The 14,794-nt window shown below is 64.1% G+C and carries 1 protein-coding gene (cut by a window edge); it reads left to right on the top strand.

What is annotated here, in order from left to right; genetic code table 11:
• Window positions 1–14,794, top strand: the 3' portion of a protein-coding gene (locus ACED18_RS10400) for a tandem-95 repeat protein (RefSeq protein WP_377291782.1). 17,171 nt of this gene lie to the left of the window's left edge; the window shows 14,794 of its 31,965 coding nt (coding positions 17,172–31,965); the start codon falls outside the window, past its left edge; it ends in the stop codon at window positions 14,792–14,794.

Below are 14,794 nucleotides of genomic sequence, written 5' to 3'. Positions count from 1 at the left end.
GCTGCTGGCGCAGTACGATCTCGGCGCCGGTGACATCATCCTCGTCGATACCGGCTCCTATGCCTCGACCACGACGATCGTCATCACCGCCGATGACGGCGGCACCTCCGATACCGGCCGCCTGATCATCCGGGGTCCGACCGATGCGGCCCGCCAGGCGATCATCGATCGCGGCAACGTGTCGAGCGGCGCGGATGTGATCCGCCTCGACAATGCCGATTTCGTCACGCTCGAAAACCTGCGCTTCCTGCGCGGCGCCCGCGGCCTCGTCGTGGATGACAATGCCGGTGTGACCGGCCTCAATGTCATTAACACGCAGTTCCTCGATCAGGCCGGCGTCGGCATCGACCTCGGTATCGGCACCAGCGATGTCCTGATCCAGGGCTCCACGATCTCGGCCAGCACGACCGCGACCCGCGTCGTGCTTGACCGCACCGGCAATGTCACCCTGACCGGCAACACCATCTCGCTCGGCATCAGCGGCAACACCGGCATCGATCATTCCAACGGCACCGGCACGCTGACCGTCACCGGCAACACCATCACCGGCGGCTACTGGGGCATCTACAACTACGACGGCAGCAACTTCGTCGCCACCGGCAACACGATTTCGAACCAGTATTATTACGGCATCTACAGCAACGCCAACAATGCGACGATTTCCGGCAACACGATCACCGAGACCTCCGGCAGCGCGGTCGGCATCTACGCCTATGCCTCGACAGCCGATCGGGTTGATATCTCCAACAACACGGTCAGAAGTTCTGCCAACGCCGCCATTCGCGCCGACGCCTCAAGCACCGCCGCCGGCATGAGCGTGCATCACAACGATGTCTCGCGCAGCACGACGGGTATCTTCGCCACCGACAATGTCGATGTCACCGACAACCGCATCCATGGCAACGTGCGGGGCATCCACAGCAGCTCGTCAGCCGTGCTGCGCAACCTCGTCTACGGCAATGATGTCGGCATCTACGTGAGCGGCAGCGGCCGCGGTCTGAACGTTGCCGGCAACATCATCTACGACAATGCCGTCGCCGGGCTGCAGTTCGCCGATTTCGGCAACACCAACCGCATGCTCGTTGCCAACAACCTGTTCTATCAGGTCAGCGCCGACGCCATTCAGGCCACGAGTTCCTCGCAGATCGTGCTGCGCAACAACGTCTTCACCCAGCTCGGCGGCCGGGTGTTCAACGTTGCCGACAATGCCCAGTCCGGCTTCTCGTCGGATTACAACCTGTTCGACCTCAGAAGCGGCGCGACGCTCGGCCTGTGGGGCTCGACGGCCTTTACAAGCCTGGCCGACTGGCAGGTGCTGCTTGCCAATGAGGGCAATTCCTTCACCGGCACCATCGCCTACACCGATGTGGATGGCGCGGACGATCTGCTCGGCCAGACGGGTGCGACGGATAACGGCCTGGATGACGATTTCACCATCCTCAATCCGCAGATCCTGCGCGATGCCGGTGACCCGCGCACCTCCTACTATCGCGAGGCTTCCGGCAATGACGGCGCGCGCGCCAATATCGGCCTCGGCGGTGCGGCCGGCGGCGGGGTGGCAAGCCCCGACCGGACCGTGCAGATCCTGACGCCGAACGGCGGCAATCGCCTGACGGCCGGCGATGCCGTGACCGTGGCCTTCCGCTCCTCGGGTCTGACGACGAACCGGCCGAGCCTTTTCGTCAATGCCGGCGGCGGACAGGTTGCCGGTCCGGAAAGCTGGAGCACCTGGCTGACGGACCAGCGTTTCCGCACGGTGGGCAACACGGCGACCTACAACCCCGCCATCGATGTCTCCGGCATCCCGGGCGTTCCGGCAGAGCTCTTCCAGACCTATTCCTACGGATCGTCCACGCGCGGCGAGGCGCTTTCCTACAGCCTCGACGTGCCCGATGGCACCTACCAGATCACGCTCTATTTCGCCGAATTCTACACCTATGCGCAGCGGCCGATGGATATCCGCCTGCAGGGTGCGACGGTCCAGAGCAATTTCGACATTCTCGCGGCTGCCGGTGGCGTTGCGAACAAGGCGGTGGCCCGCACCTTCACGGTTGAGGCCGCCGGCGGCAGGGGCATCCTTCTCGACCTCGTCAACCGCTCGACGCAGGGTTGGCAGCCCATCCTCTTCGGGCTCGGCGTGTCCGAAGTCGTTCCGGCTTCCGGAACCTGGCTTGCCTCGCTGGAGGTATCGACGGACCTCGGCACGAACTGGACAACGGTTGCGACCACCCAGACCTTCGACCGCTTCGGCCATGGCGTCTTCACCTGGACGCCGACGACCGCGACCAACGGCTCGACAGCCCTGATGCGGGTCACCGCCACCAATGGCACCGAAACGCTGACGGATCTCTCCGACCGGCCCTTCTCCATCGTCGGCGCCGGCAATGTCTATTACGTGGATGATGCCAGCAATGACGGCGACCAGTACACGCCGGATGCGATCGGCGACAACGCCAATGACGGCCGCTCGGCTCTGCGCCCCATGGCCTCGCTCGCCGCGCTGCTGCGGCTTTACGACCTCAAGCCCGGCGATATCGTCTATATCGATACCGGCGTCTATCAGGTGTTCCAGAACATCGCACTGACCGCCGACGACAGCGGCACGGCGGCCGATGCCGTCACCCTCCAAGGCCCCACCAACGGCAATGCGGCGATCCTCGACCGCAGCAGTTCGCGCAGCGATGCCGCCGTGTTCGACTTTGCCGGTGCCGATTATCTCAAGCTCAGCAATCTGACGCTGCGCAATGTCACGACCGGCATTCACTATCTGAACAATGGCGGCAGCACGAACACCACGCTGCAGTTCCTGCGCATGACCGGCATCTCGAACCAGGGTATCTGGATCGAGCAGGGCAATCCGGATATCGCGATCACGGACTCGGTGTTCGAGAGTTTCACGGCGAATGCGCAGAGCGGCGTCAGGGCCGAAAACTACACCGGCGCACTCACGATCGCCCGCAACACCTTCGATATCCCTAACTACGCGCTTTACCTGCCGGGAACCTACAGCGCCTCGACGCTGCTCATCGAGGAGAACACGATCTTCTCGCGTGCAACCCACGTCACCAGCGGCGCGACCAGCATCGCGATCAGCAGCTATGGCGCGGGTGCGTCCACCATCGTGCGCAACAACACGCTCTCGGCGGCTGGCGGGCGGCTTGCCGGCGCGATCTCTATGTCCAACTCCAGCAGCGTGGCCGTGAGCCTCATCGAAGGCAACACGATTTCCGGCTACACCAATGGAAGCAGCGGCTCGGGCTACGGCATCAATGCCTCGAGCGGCAGCGAGCTTGTCATCCGCAACAACCTGATCACCGGCGGCAACCACGGGATCCAGAGCAACAACGGCGTGGTGCAGAACAACCGCATCCAGGCCATGACCGTCACCGGCATCACCGCGCGGACGGCCGGCACGCAGGTTCTCGGAAACACGATCACAGGTGGCCCGGTCGGCATCCGTTTCGAGAGCAGCGGGACGGGCGGTCTCGTCGCCAACAACCTCATCAGCGCCACGAGCGAGGCCGCGATCAACATAACGGGCACGGCGAACACGACGCTCGTTCTCAACAACACGCTGATCATTGGTGCCGGCGCCGGCGTTCTGCTGAACGGCAATGCGTCGGGTGTCTATGTCGCCAACAATATCCTGCAGGCTTCGGGCGGTGCCGGCATCGTGCTGGATCGCTCGGCGACCCAGTCCGTCGGCAGCGCCCGCAACCGGGCGAATTTCAACCTTTTCGATCTGAGCGGTGCTGCCGCAGTCGGCCGTATCGCCGATACGAGCTTCACCAGCCTCGACCAGTGGGCGCTGGCAACCGGTCTTGACGAGGACAGCCTCGCCGGCACGCCGGGCTTCGTCAACGCGGCCGCCAACGACTTCCGCCTCCAGTCCGGTTCCATCGCCATCGACCGCGGTGATCCGCTCTCGCCCTACCAGCGCGAACCCGGTCGCAACGGCGCGCGCGTCAATATCGGGCATCTCGGAAACACGGCACTCGCGACGGAAGGACAGGCGGAATCCGTCCAGGTTCTGTCGCCGAACGGGCTCGAGAAATTCGAACGCGACCAGGCGATGCAGATCACCTGGCGGACAAGCGGTCTGGCGCAGGAAGAGCTGGTCGGTCTCTATGCCACGAATTTCGGTCGCTATTCCGATCCGATGACCGTGATTGCCGGCGATCAAAGCTGGGCAGCCTGGAAGGCCACCCGGCCGACCACCGCTGTCGGGTCCTACACGACGATCTCCTCCACGACCGCAGTGGACCTGTCGGCAACGCCCGGCATTCCGGAAGCCATTTTCCGGACCCTCGCCCTATCAGATGGCGGTGTCGGCAACGGGCTTTCCTATTCGGTGGATGTGCCCGACGGCACCTACCGCGTACGCCTCTATTTCGTGGAGCTTTATGGATATGACCACGGCGGCCTCGATGTCGTGATCGAAGGCACGACACGGGCGGATAACTACAATCTCTTCGCCGCGACCGGCGCGCGAAACCGCACGACGAGCCTCAGCTATGATGTGGCCGTCACGGGCGGCAAGCTCGATCTCTCGGTGATCTCGCGCACCGGCAATCAGGTCACGCTGGCCGGCTTCGAAATCTCGAAGGTCACGGGCGTGGCCCCGCAAACCGCGCGCGTCGAAGTTTCGCCGGATAATGGCGCCACCTGGACGCTCGTCTCCGCCGATGCCGGGATGGACCGCTATGGCTATGGCAGCACCGTCTGGTCGACCGGCTTCGATACCAATGCCAACTCGGTTCTCGCCCGCGTCACGGTCGCCAACAGCCGCGATGTGTCCGACAAGCCGTTCCTGACGACCAATGCCGGCCGCAGCTTCTACGTGGACGACACGTCCAATGACGGCGACCAGTACACGCCGGGCGCGATCGGCGACAACCTGAACTCCGGCAAGACGGCCGACCGCCCCATGGCCTCGCTCGAAGCGCTGCTGCGGGCCTATACGCTGCAGGCCGGCGATGTCGTCTATGTCGATACGGGCAATTATACGCTGCTCTACGACCTCGTCTTCGGCGCCGAGGATTCCGGTTCCTCGACGGCTGCCGCCGATCGCGTCCGCATCCAGGGACCGACCGGTTCTGCCCAGGCTGTGCTGAACCGCGATGCGACCGCCATCGACAGCGCCGTCGTCCGCTTCACGGGCGCGGATTTCGTCACACTGTCCGATCTCGAAATGACCGGCGCGCGCGTCGGCGTCTTCTTCAACTATCAGGCTGGCTCGAGCGACATCTCTTTCCTCAACAGCCAGATCTACGCGAATGCCTATGCCGGCATGTATTTCGACTCTTCCAGTAGCGCACAGCTCAACCGGAACATCGAAATCGGCGGCAGCCGCATCTTCAACCATGCCAATGGCTACGGCATCTACGCCTACTTCTCGACGGGCAACATCACCGTCCACGACAGCGAGATCTTCGGCAATCTCTACGGGCTGAACATCTACGGCACGCAGGGGCAGGACAGCGCCATTCTCAACTCCGTCATTCGTGACAACGAATACGGCGCCTATCTCTACGCCAATGATGGAACATTCACGATCAGCGGCAACCGCTTCACCAACAACCGCAATGTCGGTCTCGAAGTCCTCGGCGGCACGGTGCGCGACAATATCGTCTCGGGGACGGCCTCCTACAGCTACAGCGTGGGCATCCGCGCCAACAATGCGGGCGGCCGCGCACTCATCGCCGACAACACCGTCTTCGACAACACGACCGGTATCGTCTCGACCGGCAATGCGCTGATCGAAGGCAACCGCGTCTTCCGCAACGCGCAGAGCGGCGTGCGCATCGACGGCCAGAACGTCACCGTCCAGGCGAACCGCATCTACTCCAACCTCGTCGGCATCGCCTCGACCACGTCGTCGCTGAATGCCAGCGTGCTCTCCAACCTCATCTACGCCAATGCCGATGCAGGCATCAGTTTCTCCAACACCGGAACTGCGACCAAGATCATCGCCGGCAACACCATCTACCAGTCGGTGGGTGACGGCATCATCCTGGCCGGCACCTCGCAGAATGCGCAGATCGTCTCCAACATCCTGTGGAACGATCTCGGCCGCATCCTCAACATCTCCTCCGCCGCGCAGGCCGGCCTCGTGCTCGGCACCAACCTGTTCTACCGCGGCCTGTCGGGTGCGGCGAATGTCGCGGTCTGGGGTGCGACGGCGGCCGCCTCGCTTGCCAATTTCCGCACCGTCTCCGGTCTTGCCATGGCTGGCAGCCTCGAAGGCAATCCCGATTTCATCGACATCAACGGCTCCGACAACGTGCTCGGCGGCGCCGACACGGCCACCGGCGGCGGCGCGGACGACAATTTCGGCCTGAAGCGCGGATCGATCGCCATCGACGCCGGGGAAGGCTTCACCGACCGCCGCACCGATTTCCTCGGCCTGCCGCGCTCCAACGACCCGTCCGTTGCCGATACCGGCACGGGCTACGCGCTGTACGAGGAGACGGCGGCCGCCGGGTCGAGCTTCAATCCGGCCGGCGGAACGGCGCTCAACCACCGCACCTCGACTGGCACGCGGGCGGTTACACTGCCCTTCGCCTTCACCTTCTACGGCACGTCCTACTCGACCATCTATGTCAGCGTGGACGGCTATATCGACCTCGTCGATCGCCAGCCGGTCACCGACGACAGCACCGATGCGCTGAAGAACCGGGTGCGCATCGCCCCCTTCTGGGAAGAATCGCTCTACACCTACGGCAATTCCGCTAACGACGTTTTCGTGGATACGTCTGTCGCCAGCCAGATCACCGTGCGCTGGAACGCCACGGCGGCGATGAGCGGCAGTCCGCAGGCGAATTTCTCCGCAACGCTCTTTGCAGACGGCCGCATCCGCTTCGATTACGGCTCCGGCAACCAGGGCATGACGCCGACGATCGGCCTTTCGGCCGGCAATGGCTACACCTTCGTCTCCGCCAGCTACAGCGGCAGCGGCGCCCTGCAGAATGCAGCCTCGCTGACCTTCACGCCGAATGTGGCCGAAGGCCTCGATTACTTCGATATCGGCGCCATCGAGTTCCAGGGCGCCTCCAACGACGTCACACCGCCGCGCGTACTCTCCATTCCGGCCCTGCCGGCCGAGGGCGGTTCGACGGCGGCTGCCTTCAACCGCATCTCCATCGGCTTCTCCGAGGCGCTTGAGCAGATCAGCGCGCTGTCGGCGGCCAATTACGAGCTGCGCTATGCCGGCGCCAACGGCGTCTTCGGTGATGCCGACGATCGCTCGATCCGCCTGCGGCCCAGCTATTCCTTCCCGGAAACGGCGCTTGTGCTCGATCTCGTCGATGGACCCCTGGCCGATGGCCGCTACCAGCTCATCGTGCGCGGCTCGGACGACCGGGCCGTCTACGACACCGCCGGCAACCGCCTCGATGGCGACAGCAATGGCAGTGCCGGCGGCGATTTCGTCCGCAACTTCATCGTCGATCGCTCCGTCAACCGTGCCCCGGTCGCCGCACCGGCGGCCGTAACCGTCGGCGAGGATGGCAGCCTGCTGATCCAGTTCGGCGCCTCCGATCCGGATTCCGATCCGCTGACCTACGAACTGATCGGCCTGCCGCAGCACGGCAGCCTGACCGGCTTCGAAGCGGCGACCGGCCGCGTCACCTACCGCCCGGATGCGAATTTCTCCGGCACCGATACGCTGCGCTTCCGCGTTAGCGACGGCAAGCTCGGTGTGAGCGAGGCGCTGGTGACCATCACCGTCACGCCGGTCAACGATCGCCCGACCGCCAACGCGCAGACGCTCAGCGCCATTGCCGGTGAAGAGCGCACGATCATCCTCACCGGCGGCGACCTCGAAACCGCACCGGCGGCCCTCGTCGCGTCCATCGTCACCGGGCCGGCCCATGGCACGCTGATGCTGGATGCCGGCAATGTCGTCCGCTATGTCGCTTCGCCCACCTATTCCGGCACGGACAGCTTCACCTTCCGCATGCGCGACACCGGCGATCCGGCCGGCACGCCCGGCAATGCCACCGACAGCGATCTGGTGACGATCACCATCAACGTCAGCAATCCCAACGACCCGCCGGTGGCGGTGCGTGACGACCTGACGGCGACGGTCGATGTGCCGCTCGCCATACCGGTCGCCATCTTGCTCTCCAACGACCGCGACCCGGATGGAACGACGCCGACGCTGACCTCTGTCTTCGGTGCGGTGAATGGCACCGTTTCGCTTCTGAACGGCGTCGTGACCTTCACGCCGGCGCCCGGCCATATCGGCTCGGCCAGCTTCCAGTACCGTATCACGGACGGCGAGTTCACGTCTGTCGGCGAGGTCAGGATCACGGTCGAGCCGTTCAATGCGCCGCCGGTGGCCGATGACGATGTCGTTACCGGTACGGAAGACCTGCAGGTCGTTATCCCGTTCGCGACACTTCTGGATGGCGACGTCGATCCGGAAGCGCAGCCGCTTTCCGTCCTCGGCATCGTGCCGGGCTCGGCCTCGGGCGGCATCGTGACCTTCGATCCCGCCAATGGTCGTATCGTGTTCACCCCGAATGCGAACGTCAACGGCGACCAGGGCTTCGACTATATCCTCTCCGATGGCGGCCGCACCGACATCGGCCACGTGACGGTGCGCCTTGCGCCGGCTAATGATGTGCCGACGGCAGGCCCCGTATCGGCCACCACGACGGAGGACACCGCCGCGACCATCCAGGCTGCCACGCTGCTGGCGGCGACGGCGGACGTCGATGGCGATAGCCGCACGCTCCTCAGCGTCGGCAATGCCACGTCCGGTACCGTGCAGCTTGCCGGTGGTGTCGTGACCTTCACGCCAACCGCCAATTTCGCGGGCTCTGCCGGCTTCGACTATACGGTCAGTGACGGCAACGGTGGTCAGGCCACCGGCCGTGTGACCGTGACGGTCACGCCCGTCAATGACACGCCGATCGCCACGGCCGATACGCTGTCCGGAACGGAAGACATTGTCCTGACCATTGGCGCGGGGGGTCTCGTTGCCAACGATGTCGATGTCGACGGCGATGTGCTGACGGTCACTGCTGTCTCCGATGCAATCGGCGGATCGGTTGTGCTGAACGGCACGCAGATCGTCTTCACGCCGGCTTCGAACGTCAGCGGTCCCGTCAGCTTCCGTTACACGGTCTCCGATGGACAGGGCGGCACGGCAAGTGCGCGCGTCACCATCACGCTTGCGGCCGTCAATGACGCGCCGGTTGCGACCGACGATAGCTTCGCGACCGACAATGCGACGCCGGTGACCATCTCGCGCGCATCGCTTCTTGCCAATGACAGCGATGTGGACTCTGCCATTAGCGTTACCGATCTCGTCACCAATATCGTTGGCGGTACGGTTCAGCTTTTCACCGATCGGTTCGTCTTCACGCCCAATGCCGCCTTCGTCGGTCTCGGCGGCTTCACCTACCGCATCACGGACGGGACGCTGTCGGCAAATGGCCGGGTGAACATCACGGTTGGCCAGGCCAACCGCGCGCCGAGCGCCGTCGCCGATACGCTCCAGACCGACGAAGACCAGGCACTGACCTTCACCGAGGCAAGCCTGCTTGCAAATGACACCGATCTGGATGGCGACACGCTGGCGGTCACGATCGGCAGCGCCCAGAACGGGACGATTACGCAGACCGCGCCGGGCGTCTATCGCTTCACGCCCACGGCGAACTTCAACGGGGCTGCGGGTTTCAGCTATACGATCGATGACGGGCATGGTGGCAAGTCGACCGCTGACGTGACCGTGACCGTCACCCCAGTGAACGATGCGCCTCGTCCCACCGACGACTCCGTGACGGTGGATGAGGATACGACGACCCGGATCCGCTTCTCCAACCTGCTGGCCAACGATATCGATGTCGATGGAGACGGGCTGAGGATCGTCGCGATTTCGAATGTCGTCGGTGGTAGTCTCGGCGAGGTCTGCTTCCCCTGCGGCCGTATGGATTTTGTTCCCTTTGCCGACTTTAACGGCATTGGCGGCTTCGACTACACGGTTGAAGATGCCGCAGGTGTGCAGAGCGTAGCGCATGTCACGGTTACCGTGACGGCCGTCAACGACGTCCCCCGCGTGGTGGACGATACGTTGACGGTCACGGGCAACAGCCTTGTCGAGATCGATCCTGCGACCTTGACGGCCAACGACACGGATGCGGACGGCAACCCGCTCACGATCACGGCGGTCAGCAATCCGCTGAACGGCACGGTGCAACTGGTTGGCGGCGTCATCCGCTTCCAGCCGGCCGCAGGCTTTGCCGGTACGGCCGGCTTCGATGTCACCGTCTCCGATGGTGCCGGTGCAACCGCGAACAGCCATGTGACGGTGACGGTCACCCAATTGAACAAGCCGCCGGCTGCCGTCGACGATGTCGTGTTCCAGCGGATCGGACAGCCCCTGCGCATCACGGCCGCCACTCTGCTCGGCAATGACACGGATCCGGACGGCGATGCCCTGACGCTGCTGTCGCTGGGAACGCCATCCATCGGCACGCTGTCGGCGCAGGCCGATGGCAGCTATATTTTCAACGCACCGCCCTTCAACACCGCCGATGCAAGGCTGACCTATACAATCGAGGACGGTCGTGGCGGGACCGCAACCGCCAACCTTACGATCCGGCCACAGCCGAACCGCGCGCCCACGGTCGCCGCAACCACGGCGACCACGGCAGAAGACCAGCCGCGTGTCTTCACCATTGCGAGCCTGCTCGCCAATGCCGGCGATGCCGACGGGGATACGCTGAGCCTCGCTTCCGTGCGGGCCGAAAACGGTGTTGCTGTCATCGATCGCGCGGCCGGTACTGTGACATACACGCCGCCAACCGATTACAATGGACCAGCGCGCCTCTTCTACGGCGTCAGCGACGGCCAGCGCACGACGGAAGGTCGCGTCGATATCACCGTGACCCCGGTCAACGACGCGCCGCGAGCGTCCCTCGTCAGCCTCACCGGACGACTGGGCGAAACGCTGCGCATCGATCCCGCAACGCTTCTGGCCAAGGTAACCGATGTCGATCGCGATACGCTGACCATCACCGGGGTCACGCCTCGCTCCGGCGGAACGGTATCGATCGAGCCCGGAACGGGGATCATTCTCTACACGGCCACCGGCACAGGAAACACGGGCTTCTCATTCACTGTCAGCGATGGAACAACGTCGATCACCGCGGCGGCGTCTGTCGTCGTGCCGCTTCTGGCCGTCGGCGATGTCGTCGTCACCACGGTCGGGACACCGATCGTCGTGGATGCGGCGACGCTCCTGGCAAATGACGTCGGTGCCCCGGGCGACATCGTGTCCTTCGTCGGTGTCTCGTCTCCGACCAACGGCTCGGTGTCCTATAATGCCGCCGCCGGCACAATTACCTTCACGCCGAGGGACGGTTTTGCCGGACGCGCCCTCTTCCGCTACACGGCCTCTTTCTCCGGTGTCCAGTCGACGGCCACGGTCGCCGTCGAGGTCGTTCGCCCGGATGCACCCACGCCGCTTTCGGACACGGTTCGGGCGATTGCGGGGCAGCCCGTCACGATTGATCCTGCCATCCTGCTGCAGAATGATGCGCATGCTCCGGGCACGACGCTGACATTGACCGGCGTGGGCGGAGCAACGAACGGGTCGGTCGCGCTCGTTGGCGGCAACATCGTCTTCACACCGGCGGCCGGCTTCGTCGGCACGGCATCCTTTACCTATGGTGTCAGCACGGGCGGAGCGTCGGCAACGGGTCAGGTCCGTGTCACGGTCGCCAACAACGGTTCACCATCTGCTGTCGGGCGACAGTTCGTGACAGCCGAAGACAGAGTGCTGAACCTGTCCCAGGCCGAACTGCTCACAGCCTTCCGTGATCCTGAAGGGCTGCCGCTTCGGGTCCTGTCTGTCGATAATGGCGTGAACGGCATCGTGACCTTCGACGCCGTCACGGGTGGGACCAGCTTCCTGCCGGCGTTGAATTTCAACGGCCGTGCCAGCTTCGATGTGACGGTCAGCGATGGCGTCAATCAGACGAAGGCCACAGTTCTCGTGCGTGTCACGCCCGTCGATGATGTACCTGTCATCCCGGCTCTGACATTGCAGGCTGTCCCGGGCAAGCCGCTGTCCGTTCCCGTCGTAGGACTCGTCGAGCGTCTGGTTGATCCGGATCTGGAAACCATCAGTTTCCGCCGCGTGGTCGGCGCAACACACGGCACGGCGACCTATAACCTTGCGACCGGCATGATCACCTTCATCCCCGCAGACGGGTTTGCAGGGCAGGCCTCCGTGACCTACGAAGTGGTCAGCGGTGGCGTGCCGACGCAAGGTGTCATTACCGTCAATGTGGATGCGGTCAACGCCGGCCATTCGGATCGCGAGATCGACACGAGCATGCGCGCCGGTGCCACGCTCGACCTTTCGCTCGCCACACTGGCGGGCCCGGGCCTGGACCTGGCAACACCCGGAGCGCGCGTTGTTATCGTCAGCGCACCCGCCGTCGGTCAGCTTCTCCAACAGCCCGGCGGCGGCGTGGCATACATCGCACCAGATTCCTTCACCGGGCATGTGTTCTTCGATTACAAGGTCATTGATCACGCCGGCGCCGAATCTACCGGGCACGTGTCTGTTGTCGTCCGCGTCAACAGTGCGCCGACGGTCGCCGCGTCCAGCGTTACGACAGACGAGGACACGCCGATCGTCTTCTCGATCGCCTCGCTGCTGGCGAATGCGCGTGATGCCGATGGTGACGTGCTGCGTCTCGTGTCCGCCAGTGCCAATAGCGGGGCGCGGGTGGTGATCGATTTCACTGCGCAGACGGTGACCTATACGCCGAGAGCAAATGTGTTCGGCACGGACCGGCTGATCTACGGCGTCAGCGACGGCAAGCGGGTGACAAACGGCGCTGTCGAGATCCAGATCAATCCGGTCAACGATGCGCCGATCGCACGCGCCGATACGATTGAGCTCCAGGTCGGTCAGACCTTGCGCCTTCCCAAGTCGGCTTTCCTCGACAATGACAGCGACCTGGAAGGCAGCGCACTGTCTCTCGTCGGGGTCACTTCGGCCCAGAACGGCACGGCATCCATTGATGCCGTCACCGGCGACGTGATCTTCGTCCCATCCATCACGAACGGCTATGCCACGTTCAGCTACATCGTCTCGGATGGCGATCGCCAGAGCATCGGCAAAGTCAACATCCAGGTCGATCGTCGCGCCGATCTCTTGGCGGCTTTGGCCGGCACCACGATCGAGATCCCCTTCGCCCGCCTGTTGGCCAATGATCCGCAAGGCCAGCCGCTCACCATCGTGCGGACGGAAATGGCCACGCGCGGAACGGCTGTCGTTGACGGTGCGAGCGGTGTCATTCGCTTCACGCCGGAGACCGGCTTCCGCGGAACAGCCTCCTTCCGCTACGTGTCGTCCGATGGCACCACTGAGACTGTGAGCACTGTCAGAGTGATGGTCGTCGCCAAGGATGCTCCCCTTGCAAGCAACGATGCGTTTGCAACGACCGTCGACATCGCGGTGGATATCCCCGTCTCCACGCTTCTTTCGAATGATCTGCATCCCTCGGCGAAACCCTTGTCCCTGGTTTCCGTCGGCGATGCAGTGGGCGGAAGCGTCGTTCTGGATGGCACGACAATCCGCTTCACACCGGATGCAGGCTCACGGATAACGGGCAGCTTCCGCTACACTGTGACCGATGGTGCGGCGATCGCAATCGGCACTGTCTCGGTTCCCGTTCGGGAAAACCGGGCGCCGACCTTCCGCGCAACTGCCCTGTCGGTCCTCGAAGACACGCCTCTCGTTCTGTCCTTCGCCGATGCGGTAGCGCGGTTTGCCGATCCGGAAGGCAGGACACTCACCTTCGTCCGGGCAGAAAGCGGACTGAACGGCACTGTGACGGTCGATACCGTGGCGCGGACCCTGACATTCCGCGGTGACACGAACTTCGCGGGTGCGGCGAGCTTTACGCTGGTTGTGAGCGATGGTGTCAACGAGGCCGCAGGCGAGGTGCAGGTCAACATCCGTCCGGTCGATGACGCGCCCGTTTTGTCCGCGCCGATCCTCTTCAGTGCAACGATCGGCAAGCCGCTGATCGTTTCGGTGGAGGCAATTCTGGCGGCGTTTACGGACGTCGATGGCGGGGCGTTCTCTTTCGGCCGCGTCGTCGGCGCGAGCAGCGGCCAGGCAACGCTCGATCTTTCGCGGCAGTGGATCACGGTTTCAAGTCTGGCCCAAGTCGGTCAGGAAACGGTGGTGACGTTCGAATATCTGAGTGTTGCGGGACGGACCCAGGCAAGCTTCACGGTGCGGGCCGTTGCGGCCGCCGTTGCCGGTGCCATGCCGAATGGACCTATGCTTGCGCAGGCCGCGTCGGATCAAATGCTTGCGACCGCTGCGGCGCCTTTCGATGGGCCCTCAATCGAACAAGCCGATCGTGGCTTTGCGCTGCCCTCGCAGATGGTTTCCGCCGATCAACGCGCGCTTGTCCTTCCCGCGACCGCCACCGTCCTGGGCATGCCCCCGGGCACTGGCACGGGGTCCGATCTGGCGATGGCAGGCAGCGTTGCGCCGGGCGTCGTGGCGGCGAGCAGCACGCGCGATCAGTCCATGCTGCTTGCCGCGCTGCTCGCAGGCGGCGTCAACCTGTCGGCCTACCGGAAGGTGTCGCAGCGGCGGGTGGTGGATACTGAGACCCTCCTCTCGCCCTTCCTTGCGACCGATGAGGAAGAGGATGCCCCAATGCCCTTGTGGGATGAGGGCGATGAGGACGGTTTTGTTCGGGTCGGCAGTAACCTTGGGAACAGGCAGACGATGACAGGCGTGATTTGA

This window comes from Rhizobium sp. SG2393, assembly GCF_042610495.1.
GTDB lineage: Bacteria > Pseudomonadota > Alphaproteobacteria > Rhizobiales > Rhizobiaceae > RU20A.
The sequence above is the reverse complement of the archived record's forward strand: the minus strand, read 5'-3'. Positions and strand labels throughout refer to the sequence as shown.